A 14,988-nucleotide genomic window follows, 5' to 3' on the forward strand; every position below is an offset into this window, starting at 1 on the left:
AGAGAATCGAACTCTCGACCAGAGCTTGGAAGGCTCTTGTTTTACCACTAAACTACACCCGCATATGTTATTTTATTTTTCTTCGTTAGCGCCGTTGCCCTATCGACAATATTTATTATATGTATAACCATACATAAAGTCAACACCTTTTTTAAAAGAGGATAATTTTTCTTATCCTCTTTTAAAAACTGTTTGTTCAACTAGTTGTCCGTCTAATGTTTCAAAACGAACTTCCATTTGATTTTCATCCATTTCTAATAAAGCAAATGTCTTTTCTACACGTTGACGTGGTAATAAAATACTACCTGGATTAATAAATAAAACGCCATCGATTAATTCCGCACCTAATACATGAGAGTGTCCGAAGCATGCAACTTGCGCTCCTACCTCTTCTGCATGATACGCTAATGTTTGTATTGTCATTTTCACGTTATGACGATGTCCGTGCACAACGACGAAACGAATGCCATCTACATCAGTTACAATTTCATCTTGAAAGTTAGCATAATCACAGTTCCCTTTTACAACATGGAAACCTTGCAGCTCTTCATGAGCAGGCGTTAGCTCTGAATCACCGCAATGAATCATGATATCTACTTTCCCTTCATATTTCTCTTTTAACTGCTGTAATTCCTTCACAGAGCTATGACTATCGCTTACGATTAAAGCTTTCATCAATCTCTCTCCCTTATTCTCCTAAAAACCATTCAGGGATTTTTTCTTCTAGCTTACGAAGAGCACGTCCGCGGTGACTAATGGCATTTTTCTCATCTGAGCTTAGTTCCGCCATCGCTTTTTTATATTCTTCCACATAAAAAATCGGATCATATCCAAAGCCGTTGTCTCCGCGGCGCTGTTCTAAAATATACCCTTCACACGTCCCGTTTACAATGACAGGCTTTTTATCACCTTCAGGGAAAGCCACTGCTAATGCGCAGTAGAAGCGAGCTTTACGCTTATCAAACGCTATCTCATTTAATTCTTGTAACACTTTATCAATATTCGCTTGATCATCCTTCGGCTCTCCAGCAAAACGAGCTGAATACACACCTGGCTTTCCATTTAAGGCATCTACAATAAGACCTGAATCATCCGCAATTACAATCGCATTCAGCTGTTTGCTCAGACTATCCGCTTTTAAGATTGCATTTTCTTCAAATGTTTCACCAGTTTCTTCGACTTCTTCAACATGAGGAAAATCGTGTAATGATTTTACTTCTAAATCAAATCGCTCAAATAACTCAGCAAATTCACGTACTTTCCCCGTATTTTTTGTCGCTACAACAACTTGTTTCATACTTTCCACCTCTACTCTATATGAGATACGATGTCGCCTAACGCTTCTTTTTGCATGTCAATCAGTTGGAAAATACCTTGTTCCGCAGCATCAAGTAATTCATTTAACTGTGCTCTGCTAAACGTCGCTTCTTCTCCAGTTCCTTGTACTTCAACAAACTGGCCTTTTCCAGTCATAATTACGTTCATATCAACGTCTGCTTTAGAATCTTCTACGTAGTTTAAATCTAAAACAACACCTTGTTCTTCAACAATCCCTACTGACGTTGCTGCTAAATAATCTTTTACTGGAATTTTAGATACTTTTTCTGCTTGTAATAACTTCTCAAACGCTAATACCATTGCTACATATGCACCTGTAATAGAAGCAGTTCTCGTTCCACCATCCGCTTGAATAACATCACAATCAATCCAAACTGTTCTTTCACCAAGTGCTTCTAGGTCAACTACCGCACGTAAAGCTCGTCCAATTAAGCGCTGGATTTCCATTGTACGTCCTGTTACTTTCCCTTTACTTGACTCCCTAATTGTACGTTGTTCTGTTGCACGTGGAATCATCGCATATTCAGCTGTTACCCAGCCCTTTCCTTCTCCACGCATAAACGGCGGGACACGCTCTTCAATTGTCGCTGAGCAAATTACCTTTGTATCCCCAACCTCAATTAATACTGATCCCTCTGGATTTTTTAAATAATTCGTATGAATATGTATATGGCGTAATTCTGTTTTCTCTCTACCATCTACTCGCATAAAAATAACCTCCTCATAACTACTTGTTAGTATAGCCAAATTTAAATGTATGATATGTATACAATAAAAGAAGAGGAACCCAAAAAGCAATTCCCCTTTCTTACTTAAGTATATCAAATTATTGACGATTAAAAACTACCTGTATTCACGTTTTCTGGACGATCTACAGGTTTTATTAACTTTCCGCCCTTTTCATCTATCAGATTCGCTTTACCATTTACTTCAATAGAAACACTTTTCACGCCTTTCTTTTCTGTTAAAGATAAAACTAACGACTTCAATACGTAATTTGAAACCATATTTTTATCTGGGTTTATAAATATATTTTCGTTAAAGTTTAATGTAAGATTTCCATCTTGTAATTTCGGGTTCGTAATAAGCTTAACTCCTGGATTAAAATCATTTAGAAGTGACTGATGAATCGGTCCTTTTACAAGCTCATCTATAATTGCTGCATAATCATTTTCTTTTCCTTCTACAACGCGGCGTGTTACAGGTACGTAGTATTGCTGTTTATTATTATTTTGCGCCATAAAATAAAGTGTAACTGGTTTTGTATTCGTTACATCCGCTACTTGTTCATCATCGAAGTTGATACCGTTAGCACGGCTCACCCCTTCACCAAGCGGTGTACCACCAACAGGCATCTTCGCCAATTTCTCGCCATTTATTTGGAACTGCACTTGTTTTACTTCTTTAAACTGCGTCAACGTCCACGCTATTGACTCAACAATTTGACGCTCTTCTTCTTTTGCATAGTTTTTCATTTCTTTAGAGAAATCAATGACTACCGTCCCATCTTTTTTCAAATCTAAGGTCATTGATGTATTTGCTGGAATGACTGCACGGAACCCATTCGGTAATAAATTCGTTACCGGTCCATCTTTCACAAGGTACTCTAACGTTTGCTGCATAACCTCATTTGCTTTTGGAGTAGGTACAGCTAATGTTTGCGGTACAACATAACCATTTTTATCAACAAGGTATAGTTCTCTATTCACTGTTTGTCCTTGCTTATCTTTCTTAGCTACTTCTTTCTTTCCACCCTCTGTATACGTAACTTGTTTTGGCGGATCAATTTGTTCCGTTGCCTTCTCCTGATTTATAAAGCCACACCCTGTTAGTAAAACAGCGCTCACAGTAGCACCAACAACCCATTTAAAAGTGGATTTAGGCATGCCATTCCCCCCTAAAATCTAAGTTTGTACTATTATGTATACGAGCTGTTTCATGTTTTAGAACTAGCTGCCCGGCAAATAGCGGGATAAAGTAAAACTTTAATCAGTGGGGTTTTCTTCATTATTAGCCCTCACCAATCGGACTTTTATGGGCAGTTGATCCCCCACCTAACTTCTTTGCTTTCGCTAAATTTTGAGGTGGGGGTCTTACTGCCCATTAATAAACAAAAAACTCCTGATTTCTCAGGAGTTCACGTATATGAATTCTACTATTATTCTTTTTCTAAATGAATATGTTTCACATTTTCAATCGGTTGGCCAAACCATTTCGATGCAATTTCTTTAAATAGGCCTATTTTTCCTGTTGTTAAGAAGAGATGATCACTTTGTTCTTCTCCCTCATTCAACATTTTACTATGGTATAAAATTGTACTTACTTCGCGCGCTGTTTCATCACCTGAACTAATGAGTTGTACTTTATCTCCCATTACTTTTTTAATAACAGGACCTAAAATCGGATAATGTGTACAACCTAAAATAAGTGTATCAATATCAGTATTTTTCAGCGGTTGCAACGTTTCTCTTACAACTTCATATGCCATTTCACTTTCAAAATTGCCACTCTCTACAAGCTCAACGAAAGGTGGACATGCTAAACTTTCTACCATAACACGGTTATTAATAGACTTTAACGCTTCTTCGTATGCACCACTTTTCACCGTTCCAATCGTTCCAATAATCCCAACATGATACGTGTTTGTCACTTTTAAAGCTGTACGTGATCCTGGGTGAATAACTCCTACCACTGGAATTGGTAATTGTTTCTGCATCTCTTCTAATACAACCGCAGTTGCTGTATTACACGCAATAACTAACATTTTGATATTCAAATCTAGTAAATGCTCCGTCATTTCCCACGTAAATTGACGCACTTCTTCTCGAGAACGTGGACCATAAGGGCAACGTGCTGTATCCCCTAAATATATAATGCGCTCTTTCGGCAACTGACGAATTAATTCCTTCGCTACTGTTAAACCGCCAACTCCTGAATCGATAACACCGATTGCTCTATTCAACTTCATCACCCGTTTTCTCATTCATCATCTTATTTTATCATTATATTTTACACACTTTAAGTTCGCTCACTTAAAGTGCTTCTGTATGAAAATTTTCATTTGTACCTGTATAGACTAGGACCTTTTTTATTTTGCTCCTTTTTTTCATAATTTGCAAGACAGAAAAATAACCGACCTTCTATACGAAAGTCGGTTTCTTCTATAATAAAGTACGTATTTATTGCTCCATCTTTTTTTGAAAAGAAGACATTCCTATTAATAAGAAGAAATGAGCAGAAATTAACATGACAATTAAAATAAAATTCAAACGATAACTATTTGTAGATTCCATAATTTTGCTCGCTACAGCTGGTCCAAATGCCATACCGAAAAAGTTAATTAAATTGTATAAACCAAGACCGACTCCAACTTTAGCTGGATGTAATGTTTTCGGTATAAATGTGTTTACTGATACTTGAATAGCTGAATAACTCATAAACGTTAAAATAATCGCCAATACAATAACAGCAATGTTCCCGTTTGGAATAAGCCCTAAAATTAAAAAGCCAACGATCATAATGGCAGACGCTACATAAATCATATTCACATTTCCAAACGAAGGGACGATCTTTCCAGTAAGAAAACTAGATACAATACCAAAGAGTGATGCAACAAACAGTGCGATTCCGATAACGAATGGAGATAATCCGTGCTCTCTTCCTAACAATAATGGTAATAATAATAAACTAGCACATAGCGCCACATTCATTATAAATCCGACCGCTATTAAACGAAGAAATGGTTTATTTGTAAACAACTCAATATCAATAAATGGATGTTCCGCGTTCTTCATACGAACCGTGAATAAAAATAAGAAAGCAGCCGATAACACAAATAGCCAACTATTAATATTTACCCCTAATAAAACAGTCGTAATGAATGCAAATAATAACGCCGCTCCGGTGTAATCAAAATGAAACGCTCCATCCGTATGCTGCGCTTCTTCCGGCATAAATTTTAAAAGCAAGAAAATCCCCACTACTGAAATAACCATAAATAAAAATAAATATGGCCACCCCAATGTGTTCGTAATAGCCCCGCCAACTAAAGGACCAATACCTATTGCTAATGCAATAGAAGAACTAATCATCGCTAACGCACCAGGCTTCTTAGCAGGAACAACTAATTTCGCCACCGCAATCATACTAAGTGCAATAAACGCTGCTCCTCCACTCGCCTGCACTAACCTTGCAAGAATGGTAATCGTATAAGATTGATTCACAAATCCAATAATAGAACCCGCTACAAATATGATAATTGAAATAATTAATAGTTTTTTCACGCTATAACGATCAGCCAGCTTCCCATATATCATCGAGCCAATACCGACAACTAAGGAATACCCTACTACAACCCAACTTACCTTCGATTGGCTAATGGATAAATCACGAGCCATACCCTCTAACGCTACATTAAATAAAACTGCATTCATCGGTCCTAATAAAACGATAAAACATAATGTGAAAACAAACCATTTTGAATGGTTACTTATATCTTTCCCCATGTGTAACACCTCTCCTGATTGTAGTAACTGTAAATAAAAATGAAAAATAAAGTTGTTTAGCTCCTTGATTACCACTAAACAACTTCATCAAATGTATATATTCATCGCGCGACAAACTGAATTTGAAACGAAACATGTACGTTGTTCGATATTCATGGAACTATCATAATTTCAGCATTACAGTTTGTCAACGAAAAATATACAAAGTAAACTAATTAAGTGTTTTTAGTTTACTTTGTATAAAAATTGTTATACACTAATTTCGATTCCGATATAAGGAGGACTGACATGTTTATGCAAGTTTGCAATTTCTAACTTAATAAAACCAAATAAATAAAAAACTTTTATATAGAAGAAACATTACAGGAGGATTATGATGAAGAAAAAAATGTTAGTCGTATTAACGAGCGTAGAAAAATATCCAAATTTAAATCGAGCTACTGGTCTTTGGCTTGGTGAAGCTGTCCATTTCGTTAAAAAGGTAGAAGACGCTGGTTACGAAGTAGATTATGTCAGCCCACAAGGTGGCTATACACCGATTGATCCGCATAGCTTAGCAATGGCGGAGAGCATCGATTGGGAATGGTATCAAAAGAAAGAATTTATGAATCGTCTCGGTTCTACAATGAAGCCGAGTGAAGTAAATCCAGAAGACTACGCTGTTATTTATTACGCAGGCGGTCACGGTGTAATTTGGGACTTCCCAGAAAATAAAGAACTTCAAATGATTAGCCGCAACATTTATGAAAATGGCGGAATTGTTTCCTCTGTTTGTCACGGAGCTGCTGGTTTATTTCATATCACATTAAGTAATGGAGAACGTTTAATTAGCGGCAAAAAAGTAACAGGATTTTCAAATGAAGAAGAAAAGCTAGCTGAATTAGATCAATTCGTTCCATTTTTAACAGAGGATGAACTCATTAAAAATGGAGGGCTTTACGAAAAAGCTACGCAGCCTTGGGAAGCTTACGCTGTAGAAGATAATCGTGTTATCACTGGTCAAAACCCAGCTTCAGGTGGCCCAGTAGCTGAATTAGTATTACAACACGCAAACAAATAACAGGTAATAAAAAAAGCAGGTTTTCCATTACTATAGGAAAACCTGCTTTTTTACGAAATCATTTGCAAAATAGCAATAACTTCTTTTTCAACTTCCGAATCATCAATTGCTTCTATATACTCTGGTTTAAAAAGTTGATACTTCTTTAGTTGATAAAAATCAAGTATCGCTTTTTTTAACGTAATATCGTACTGAATACAAAAAGAATGATCTATAATACGTCTTAACATCACGTCATCTTGCACCATAAATAATTGTGCGTTCATTTTATTAAAGTAACCTTGTTCCATACCAGCTTCAAAAAACATTTGCAAATTATGATTACGATTTTGTTGTGCAGCGACTAACTGATCAGATAAGTGCGGATATGCCTCTTTCAAATCTTGTAAAAAAACATCAGAAATATATGTCACACATTTTAAAGAGTGGATAAACGTCTTTTGGAAACGTTCTGCAAAAGACATACTTTCATTTTGATTATCCGCATCTCCTTCAAGAAGGTAGTTCATAAAGTCTTCTACCACAGCTTCAATAATCTCATCTTTTGAAGAAAAACGTTTATATAAAGTAGCTTTACTAATATCCATATATTTCGCAATTTCATCTATTTTCAATTGGCTAAAACTCGTTCTTCTAATAACGGGCTTTATTTTATTAATATAAGTGTTTGCACACGCAACTTTTCTCATTAAAAGAGCCTCCCCTTTTGTCCATACAAAATAGTATAGCAAATTCACGATTAATTATAAATGAAGTCACTATACGCAATACACCTTTTTAGTTTAAGGAGTCATTTATACTATAGAAAAAATGCCCGCTACCTTTATGAGTAACGAGCACTTTTTCTATACTTTATTTACAGCTCTTCTTATAGCTTTCCCTATTTCCATACTAGACTGCGGATTTTGCCCTGTAATTAAACGCCCATCTACTACGACATGTGGCGTGAATTTTGGAGCAACATAAAACAAAGCCCCTTCTTCTTTCAATTTACTTTCTAATAAAAACGGCACTCGCCTTTCTAAATGTACAGCTTTTTCCTCATCATTCGTATAACCTGTTATACGCTTACCAGCAACAAAAAACGATCCGTCCTTATTTTTCACACCGACTAAAGAACTTACTCCGTGACAAACAGCCGCTACAATCCTGTTATTGTTGTACATATTCTCAATTAAATTTGCAACATACGGATTACCTGGAAAATCTACAATTGCCCCGTGCCCACCACCAAATAAAACTGCATCATAATCCGAAAAATGAACCTTTGAGATCGGCTTCGTATTTTGCAATAAAGAAGCAACATGCTTAAATTCACGAGGTATCCCGTTCGGAATAGAAACTCTATCAATAGGTACTCTACCACCCTTTATCGACACAATATCAACATCGAACTTAGCCTTTTTAAATACATGATAAGGAGCTGCGAGCTCTTCCAGCCACAAACCAGTCGGGTGTCCATTCATATCATGAGCGCTTGTTGAAACTAACAATATCCTTTTCAACATATCCCCTCCTTACTACCTATTTATGTATGGAGTGTTCTTATCATTCTTATAGAACATGAAACAGGCAGAAAAATAGCCGACTCTTCATTTAAAAGTCGGCTTTCTTTTTATAGTTCGAGCTCTCCCATGCGAAGAAGCTCAACAACTGCTTGTGAACGTCCTTTAACTCCTAGCTTCTGCATTGCGTTTGAGATGTGGTTGCGTACTGTTTTTTCACTGATAAAAAGTTCACCTGCAATTTCCTTCGTTGTTTTATCTTGAACCAGTAATTCAAATACTTCTCTCTCTCTCTTTGTGAGTAACGGTTTAGATTGATACGCTTTTTCCTTCAACTGGTATAACCCTCCTTGCTTAAGCCAGAGCCGTGTATGTGTAAGTTGGGTGTTTATTTAGTCAAGATATTGTATGAACGAAATGTGCAGGTGGTGAATGAAAATGGGCTTTATTTCACATGTTATTTTAGACTTTTATACAGTGCAGACACTCTTTGTATCCACTCACTTTTCTGTACGCCATATTTGTTCTAGTAATATGCTGACAACAGTACCTACGAATAAACCATTTCCGAATATATATTGCATAACAGACGGCAATGATTGAAGTGCTCCAGACGGTAAAAACATAACACCGCTTCCAAATAATACAGCAACTCCTAAAATCGTTACATTCCTTTCGCTCATTGGTACTTGTTTTATATTATGAAAACCAATTCCAATTAGTTGTACGAACGAAGCCATTAAAACTGCAGATGCGACAGCGGATGGCAACGATGCTAAATAACGAATAATACTCGGAAACAGCGACATTACGACTAGTAACATACATGCTAGTAAAAACGATCGTATATATTTTTGTTTCGTTAAACGTATAAATCCTGCCGTTGCTGGCAATGGCACGACACCTACAGTTGAAAATACAGAAGAAATGATATGAGAAATCCCTCCAACCCACGTACCATCCTTCAACTGTTTCTGTTCAATAATCCCTTTTTGAATGGTAGCTTGATTAATTGCTATAATAGCTGCCACTGTATTAGAAACTAAAATACATACCATAACGAAACTTGATACAGCCATACCTGTATTCCATTTCGGAAGTCCCCAAGCAAACATTTGTGGAAGTTGCACAAAATGAGTTACTTGAGATGGAATCGTCACTTTTCCTGCAATTAGAAAAAGAATCCACCCACTAATTAATCCGATTAAAACCGCATAACTTTTGACAAAACCTTTTCCAAAATTAGATAGTATAATAACGAAAAGAAATATGCTAAACGCAATTATCGCTGTAAATCCATCAATTTGAGAAACAGTAGCAGTAATTCCTAGCATCCCTTTTAGGAATACACCGCTTAATTGTAAACATAATAAAAGTAAAAACGTCCCTGTCACAAGCGGCGTAAATAAAAATAAAATACGTCCTATAAAACCAGTTACTCCTAATCCTATTAAAATAACACCGGAAATTATCATTCCTAATTCTAAAATTTGCAACGTACTATGTAATTGATCTTGTCCGGCCGTTGCGTAAGCAAGTACGGTAAATACTCCAACCCAAGATCCAGCTGGTCCATCCGCAATTGGTAGTCTATGTCCAAGCCACCCTTGTAAAAAAGAAGATATACCAACTACAAAGAATGTACGCTGCATTAAATAAAATATTTCTTCCGTCGTAAGATGAAATAATCCGCCAACGACAATTGGTAATGCGATTGAATTCGCTAATAAAAATATAAACCATTGCAAAGTTCCCATAATATGATTTTGATTATGTTGATTGTCCAAATTTTTCATCCTTCCTATCTAACCTATAAAAAAAATATTGTAAGCATAAAAAAAGAAGGGTTCTACACTCGCAATTAGAACCCTCCTCAAAACATTTAAACGATTCTTTTATACAAGATTATTTAATTCCACCTTATTTAAACTACCAACAACAATATTTCCTTTATGTACAACGAGACACTTTTCTGTTTGACGCGCTACCGCTTCAGCAGTACATGTTGCATTCGTCAAAACAAAACTCGCTTCATCTCCTACATTCGGCCATACTCGCTTCCCTTTATTGTTTAACGTTTCTTTCCCTCCCGTAATAAAGCGAAGGGCTTTTCCTAAAGACCTTTCGTCACTCCACCCAAAACGTTCTGCCAATCGATTTGCCTTTTGCAGCATATCACCTGTACCAAACGGTGACCAATGATCAGTAATACTATCATTTCCTAACGAGACTTTCACACCTTTTTTATCTAATAACGGAATCGGGATTACTTGTTTCCCAATTGGCACGGTTGAAGTAATATCAATGTTTAAAGCAGCTAATCTTTCTGCCACTTCCTCAGCTTCTTTATCCGTAACACCACCAAGTCCAAGCGCATGACTAATTGTTACGCGACCTTGCCATCCCGCTTCTTCTGTTAAACTTGCCAATCTCTTCATTGTAAACGTTCCAAGATTATTCGCATCATGCAGATGAATATCAACATCCGCATTAAATTCTACTGCAATATCCATAATCGTATGTAATGATTTTTCGATATCATTATCCACTGTAGCTGGATCCACTCCGCCTACTAAATTCGCACCCATACGCATCGCATCTTTCACAAGTTGCACAGAATTACTGCGCAATAATCCATGTTGTGGAAAAGCAACGATTCTACCAGAAACCTGATTTTTATATGTTTCCAGCGCCGCTAACGTCGCCTCCAAATTACCAAGTCCAATAATCGGATCAACATTACAATGCGTTCTAATATTCGTTGCACCATTTCGAAGCAATAACTGTAGCATATTTTCCGCTCTATCTTGAGCAGTCGCTAATTGCTTCGGCAAAATTTTTTCTTCTTCATGAAAACGTGTGAAAATACTCTCTGCTGGCATACAAGCTTTCCAAAGGCCACTATAATACGTCTTATCAATATGAATATGCATCTCTTCGAAAGCAGGCAAAATTAATAAACGATTGGCATCAAAAATTGATACCCCTTCCTCTTGAACAGCCCCTGCTATTATACTTTTAATTCGTCCATCTTCAATGAGTAAACTACATAACTCTGTTTCTGTTTGGGAAATTCTCCCCTCTTCATATGTATACCCTGATTCAAGCATTACATTAGTCAACCAATATACTGTCATCTCTATTCCCCCACCCTTTATTAAAAGTTACCTCATACCTCTTACTATAATTTTAATATCAACTGAAAATTAAGACAATTAATACGACTGTTTCCTAAAAAAATTGTAATACAACCGCATAGCCTTCTCATAAATTTCCATATAGAATAGAAGTATATAGTTTGCTAAAAAAGGAGTGAATTGGAAGATGTCAAAAAGATTATATAAATCCGAAACTGATAAAATGCTGTTTGGTATATGCGGTGGTTTAGGAGAATATTTTGATATTAGTTCTACCCTCATTCGCATACTTTGGGTCATTGCTGTTTTATGTTTCGGGACTGGTTTTTTAGTTTATTTCATTTGTTTATTACTTATGCCTCGTTCGTACTAGTGGCATCCTGCATATACTTAATCGAAATATAAAAAATCACCTATAGAATCCTATAGGTGATTTTTTTATGAAGAATATTTCATTGTTAAATGCAATATTGCAACTTCATCTTCTTCATTCTTATAACTATGTTTCTTATTCGCTTCAAATTGAATAGAGTCAAACTCATTCAATTCATATACATCGTTTTCCACTTGAATCGATATTTTCCCCTTCATAATCGTTACAAGTTCAATAGCACCTTCATGATGAGCTTCTGGTTCATATATACTATTCGATCTTAAACAAGCACGGTGCATTTCCATTCCTGTTTCTTTCGTATAACGGAACATCGTTTCTAAGTGCCACGCTTGTCCTGCATCTACTGCAAATCCTTCTCCGCAGCGTGCAACAGCTACAGGTTCTCCAACAACCATCAATCTCGATAAAGGAATCGATAATCCTTTCGTTATTTTCCAAATGACAGCTAATGTCGGATTCGTTTCGCCTCTTTCAATCTTTCCTAATGTTAATTTACTAACCCCTGTTTTTTGAGCTAATTCTTCTAAACTTAATCTTTGTTCATTTCGAATTTGTCTTAACAGCTGACCTACTTGCTGAATGACTTCTTTCGTTTGCATATCTTCATGTTCTTTCATCTATAAAACCACCTTAAAGTATAAAATAGTTTACTTTTATTATTTTTAAGTATATCATACTATACATAATCATCAATTTCCGAAAGGAGTGCTACACTTCATGCGCGCAATTTTATTAGGCCTTTTATCATCAGCCTTTTTTTCCGCAACCTTTATTATTAATAGAGCGATGAATGTATCTGGAACGAGCTGGGCTTGGACAGCTTCCTTCCGTTTTTTATTCGCTCTCCCTATTTTATTCCTTATCGTTTTATTTCGCAAAAACTTAAGGGGGTTATGGGAAGAATTAAAGAAACATCCATTAGCGTGGATCGGATGGGGTTCTGTTGCTGGTATTGGCTTCTACTCTTTATTAAGTTTCGCAGCTGTTTTTTCTCCAGCGTGGCTCGTTGCTGGAACTTGGCAAGTTACGATATTAGCAGGATTACTTTTATCGCCATTATTCTTCGTTAAAATAGAAACGAAATCAGGTGCAAAACTTGTACGCGGAAAAATCCCGCTTCGCAGTTTATATGTTGCATTATTTATTTTACTTGGTGTAATTTGTATGCAAGCGACTGCAGCAGGTCATATTACAATGACTCAGTTTATTTCAGGATTTTTACCTGTCGTGGTAGCCGCTTTCTTATATCCATTCGGCAACCGTAAAATGATGGAACTTGTTGGTGGGCGTCTCGATACATTCCAACGTGTATTAGGAATGGCAATAGGTAGTCTTCCTATAACAATTTTACTTGGCATATACGGATTTTCTACTACCGGTATTCCAACATCAAGCCAAATGCTGCAAGGCTTTTTGTTAGCATTATGTTCTGGCGTAATTGCAACGATGACATTTTTCTTTGCTACTGACTTAGCAAAAGATAACCTCGCCCTACTTGGAGCTGTCGAAGCAACGCAAGCTGGAACGATGGTCTTTACCGTGCTTGGCGAAATTGTTTTCTTGAATGGTTCATTCCCTGGTGGGCTTTCCCTGCTTGGAATGATTATTATTATGTTAGGAATGGTTGCAAATAGCGTTTTAAATCGATCTGTTCCAATCGTTAAGCAGAAAAAAACAGCATAAAAAGGAGTATGGTTCTATCCCAAAGAACCATACTCCTTTTTTATTGTCCCCCTATTTCGCCTTATCAGAATAGTATTTCATTAGCTGTTTATACTAAAACCTATGTTATAATACGTTTCATGCGCAATATTAGGAGGTAAATTATGTTAAAAAAAGCAATCGCTGAATTTATTGGTACATTTGTACTTGTATTATTCGGAACTGGAGTAGCTGTCATTGGCGGCGGAATTGAAGGAATTGGAACGTTAGGAATCGCTATGGCTTTCGGTCTATCTATTGTGGCTATGGCATATAGCATCGGAACAATTTCTGGATGTCACATTAACCCAGCAGTATCAGTAGCTATGTTCATCAACAAAAGAATGAACGCTATGGAACTTTGTTATTATGTATTAGCTCAAATTTTAGGTGGTTTATTAGGAACTGCAACGTTAGTAACGATTTTAAAATCTGCTAAAACACCTTTAGATAATTTAGGACAAAATGGTTTTGGAACTCTTGGTTTATCTGGAGCATTTCTAGTTGAATTCATTTTAACTTTCGTATTCATTTTAGTGATCGTTGCTGTAACAGGTAAAAAAGGAAGTTCTTCTCTAGCTGGATTAGTAATTGGTTTCACATTAGTTTTAGTTCACTTATTAGGAATTCCGTTAACTGGAACTTCTGTTAACCCAGCTCGTAGTATCGCACCAGCTTTATTCGCTGGCGGAGAAGCCCTTTCTCAACTATGGGTATTCATCGTTGCACCAATTCTTGGTGGTATTGTAGCAGCTATTGTTGGTAAATTCATTTTAAATACTGAAAAATAGAATTTTCAATATTTCTGAATAAAAAAAGGCGAGCCCTCATTATGAGGATGCTCGCTTTTTTACTTTTTCATTTTAGACTTTAAATTTGTAACTAATTGATCTACTGTTACATTTGCAAGTACGTTTTCCATCGCTTCTTGCGCTTGCATTAAAATAATTTCTAATACTGATTGAATATTAGCTCCTACTGGACATTCAATGTTGGGATTTTCATGGAAGGAAAATAGCTGTCCTTCTTCTACAACTTCCACTGCTTTATATACATCAAGTAATGTAATTTCTTCTAAATCACGAGCAAGTGTCGTACCACCTTTACCAGCTTGTACATCAACAAGTCCTGCTCTCTTCAACATTCCTGTAATGCGACGAATCACAACTGGATTTGTATTCACACTACCAGCAATCCATTCAGAGGTACAGCGAGAGTTTCGATCTATCGCAAGTAACGTTAACATATGAACACCTACTGTAAAACGACTACTAATCCCCATCTGCACACCCTCCTTTGTATTCATTCTATTAAAAGACGACTCTTATTATTATATACTATTTTTAAT

17 protein-coding genes are annotated in these 14,988 nt (G+C 36.4%); 4 read left to right on the forward strand and 13 right to left on the reverse strand.

The features are described from left to right. Window positions 1–171: 171 nt before the first annotated feature. From MR113_RS20235 to MR113_RS20260, 6 genes are all read right to left on the reverse strand, one after another. The gene (locus tag MR113_RS20235) at window positions 172–675 is read right to left on the reverse strand and encodes a metallophosphoesterase (RefSeq protein ID WP_242256440.1); all 504 of its coding nucleotides are present in this window, start codon (window positions 673–675) and stop codon (window positions 172–174) included. 13 nt (window positions 676–688) lie between these two features. After that, window positions 689–1,297 carry an XTP/dITP diphosphatase gene (locus MR113_RS20240; RefSeq protein WP_242256442.1) on the reverse strand — a complete coding sequence of 203 codons (609 nt, stop codon included), beginning with the start codon at window positions 1,295–1,297 and terminating at the stop codon, window positions 689–691. A gap of 11 nt (window positions 1,298–1,308) precedes the next feature. Next, window positions 1,309–2,046, reverse strand: a complete 738-nt coding sequence (gene rph / locus MR113_RS20245; RefSeq protein WP_001261774.1) for a ribonuclease PH — start codon at window positions 2,044–2,046, stop codon at window positions 1,309–1,311. Between the two features lie 128 nt (window positions 2,047–2,174). Further along, window positions 2,175–3,224: a spore germination protein GerM gene (gene gerM, locus MR113_RS20250; RefSeq protein WP_242256444.1), complete on the reverse strand. Its 1,050-nt coding sequence runs from the start codon at window positions 3,222–3,224 to the stop codon at window positions 2,175–2,177. A 272-nt stretch (window positions 3,225–3,496) separates the two neighbouring features. Continuing rightward, entirely contained in the window at window positions 3,497–4,306 is an 810-nt protein-coding gene (racE, locus tag MR113_RS20255; protein WP_000774000.1) for a glutamate racemase, read from the reverse strand. 211 nt (window positions 4,307–4,517) lie between these two features. Further along, on the reverse strand, window positions 4,518–5,843 hold the full coding sequence (locus MR113_RS20260) for an MFS transporter (RefSeq protein ID WP_242256446.1): 1,326 nt from the start codon (window positions 5,841–5,843) through the stop codon (window positions 4,518–4,520). A gap of 376 nt (window positions 5,844–6,219) precedes the next feature. On the opposite strand from MR113_RS20260, the gene MR113_RS20265 reads away from it, so the two are divergent. After that, window positions 6,220–6,903, forward strand: a complete 684-nt coding sequence (locus MR113_RS20265; protein WP_071720590.1) for a type 1 glutamine amidotransferase domain-containing protein — start codon at window positions 6,220–6,222, stop codon at window positions 6,901–6,903. Between the two features lie 50 nt (window positions 6,904–6,953). Here MR113_RS20265 and MR113_RS20270 read toward each other — a convergent pair whose 3' ends face one another. The 5 genes from MR113_RS20270 to MR113_RS20290 all read right to left on the reverse strand — a co-directional run bounded on the left by MR113_RS20270 (window position 6,954) and on the right by MR113_RS20290 (window position 11,545). Further along, window positions 6,954–7,592, reverse strand: a complete 639-nt coding sequence (locus MR113_RS20270; protein ID WP_242256448.1) for a TetR/AcrR family transcriptional regulator — start codon at window positions 7,590–7,592, stop codon at window positions 6,954–6,956. Window positions 7,593–7,748: 156 nt separating this feature from the next. Beyond that, window positions 7,749–8,411 (reverse strand): type 1 glutamine amidotransferase domain-containing protein, encoded by a 663-nt coding sequence (locus tag MR113_RS20275; RefSeq protein WP_242256450.1) that lies wholly within the window; start codon window positions 8,409–8,411, stop codon window positions 7,749–7,751. A gap of 107 nt (window positions 8,412–8,518) precedes the next feature. Beyond that, window positions 8,519–8,743, reverse strand: a complete 225-nt coding sequence (gene gerE / locus MR113_RS20280; protein WP_000659484.1) for a spore germination transcription factor GerE — start codon at window positions 8,741–8,743, stop codon at window positions 8,519–8,521. A gap of 165 nt (window positions 8,744–8,908) precedes the next feature. After that, window positions 8,909–10,204, reverse strand: coding sequence for a purine/pyrimidine permease (locus tag MR113_RS20285; RefSeq protein WP_242256452.1), 1,296 nt, complete (start codon window positions 10,202–10,204; stop codon window positions 8,909–8,911). 99 nt (window positions 10,205–10,303) lie between these two features. Further along, the gene (locus MR113_RS20290) at window positions 10,304–11,545 is read right to left on the reverse strand and encodes an amidohydrolase family protein (RefSeq protein WP_242256454.1); all 1,242 of its coding nucleotides are present in this window, start codon (window positions 11,543–11,545) and stop codon (window positions 10,304–10,306) included. A gap of 187 nt (window positions 11,546–11,732) precedes the next feature. On the opposite strand from MR113_RS20290, the gene MR113_RS20295 reads away from it, so the two are divergent. Continuing rightward, a complete protein-coding gene (locus tag MR113_RS20295) occupies window positions 11,733–11,918 on the forward strand; it encodes a PspC domain-containing protein (protein ID WP_000044433.1) in 186 nt (61 codons plus the stop codon). 65 nt (window positions 11,919–11,983) lie between these two features. Here the strand turns inward: MR113_RS20295 and MR113_RS20300 are convergent, their stop codons facing one another. Beyond that, on the reverse strand, window positions 11,984–12,556 hold the full coding sequence (locus tag MR113_RS20300; RefSeq protein WP_242256457.1) for a helix-turn-helix domain-containing protein: 573 nt from the start codon (window positions 12,554–12,556) through the stop codon (window positions 11,984–11,986). A 100-nt stretch (window positions 12,557–12,656) separates the two neighbouring features. On the opposite strand from MR113_RS20300, the gene MR113_RS20305 reads away from it, so the two are divergent. Together MR113_RS20305 and MR113_RS20310 are read left to right on the forward strand one after the other, a co-directional pair. Next, window positions 12,657–13,622 (forward strand): DMT family transporter, encoded by a 966-nt coding sequence (locus MR113_RS20305; protein WP_242256459.1) that lies wholly within the window; start codon window positions 12,657–12,659, stop codon window positions 13,620–13,622. 143 nt (window positions 13,623–13,765) lie between these two features. Continuing rightward, window positions 13,766–14,431 (forward strand): MIP/aquaporin family protein, encoded by a 666-nt coding sequence (locus MR113_RS20310; protein ID WP_074607624.1) that lies wholly within the window; start codon window positions 13,766–13,768, stop codon window positions 14,429–14,431. Window positions 14,432–14,490: 59 nt separating this feature from the next. Here the strand turns inward: MR113_RS20310 and MR113_RS20315 are convergent, their stop codons facing one another. After that, on the reverse strand, window positions 14,491–14,922 hold the full coding sequence (locus tag MR113_RS20315; protein ID WP_242256461.1) for an Rrf2 family transcriptional regulator: 432 nt from the start codon (window positions 14,920–14,922) through the stop codon (window positions 14,491–14,493). Window positions 14,923–14,988: the final 66 nt, after the last annotated feature.

It is taken from the genome of Bacillus cereus group sp. BfR-BA-01379 (genome assembly GCF_022663605.1).
GTDB lineage: Bacteria > Bacillota > Bacilli > Bacillales > Bacillaceae_G > Bacillus_A > Bacillus_A mobilis.

Excerpts from the sequence above, each read along its gene's own strand:
- MR113_RS20260 (WP_242256446.1), bottom strand. The coding sequence starts at position 5,843 with ATGGGGAAAGATATAAGTAACCATTCAAAATGGTTTGTTTTCACATTA.
- MR113_RS20285 (WP_242256452.1), bottom strand. The coding sequence starts at position 10,204 with ATGAAAAATTTGGACAATCAACATAATCAAAATCATATTATGGGAACT.
- MR113_RS20240 (WP_242256442.1), bottom strand. The coding sequence starts at position 1,297 with ATGAAACAAGTTGTTGTAGCGACAAAAAATACGGGGAAAGTACGTGAA.
- MR113_RS20295 (WP_000044433.1), top strand. The coding sequence starts at position 11,733 with ATGTCAAAAAGATTATATAAATCCGAAACTGATAAAATGCTGTTTGGT.
- MR113_RS20290 (WP_242256454.1), bottom strand. The coding sequence starts at position 11,545 with ATGACAGTATATTGGTTGACTAATGTAATGCTTGAATCAGGGTATACA.
- MR113_RS20265 (WP_071720590.1), top strand. The coding sequence starts at position 6,220 with ATGAAGAAAAAAATGTTAGTCGTATTAACGAGCGTAGAAAAATATCCA.
- MR113_RS20275 (WP_242256450.1), bottom strand. The coding sequence starts at position 8,411 with ATGTTGAAAAGGATATTGTTAGTTTCAACAAGCGCTCATGATATGAAT.
- gerM (WP_242256444.1), bottom strand. The coding sequence starts at position 3,224 with ATGCCTAAATCCACTTTTAAATGGGTTGTTGGTGCTACTGTGAGCGCT.
- rph (WP_001261774.1), bottom strand. The coding sequence starts at position 2,046 with ATGCGAGTAGATGGTAGAGAGAAAACAGAATTACGCCATATACATATT.
- MR113_RS20305 (WP_242256459.1), top strand. The coding sequence starts at position 12,657 with ATGCGCGCAATTTTATTAGGCCTTTTATCATCAGCCTTTTTTTCCGCA.
- MR113_RS20235 (WP_242256440.1), bottom strand. The coding sequence starts at position 675 with ATGAAAGCTTTAATCGTAAGCGATAGTCATAGCTCTGTGAAGGAATTA.
- racE (WP_000774000.1), bottom strand. The coding sequence starts at position 4,306 with ATGAAGTTGAATAGAGCAATCGGTGTTATCGATTCAGGAGTTGGCGGT.
- MR113_RS20270 (WP_242256448.1), bottom strand. The coding sequence starts at position 7,592 with ATGAGAAAAGTTGCGTGTGCAAACACTTATATTAATAAAATAAAGCCC.
- MR113_RS20315 (WP_242256461.1), bottom strand. The coding sequence starts at position 14,922 with ATGGGGATTAGTAGTCGTTTTACAGTAGGTGTTCATATGTTAACGTTA.
- MR113_RS20310 (WP_074607624.1), top strand. The coding sequence starts at position 13,766 with ATGTTAAAAAAAGCAATCGCTGAATTTATTGGTACATTTGTACTTGTA.
- MR113_RS20300 (WP_242256457.1), bottom strand. The coding sequence starts at position 12,556 with ATGAAAGAACATGAAGATATGCAAACGAAAGAAGTCATTCAGCAAGTA.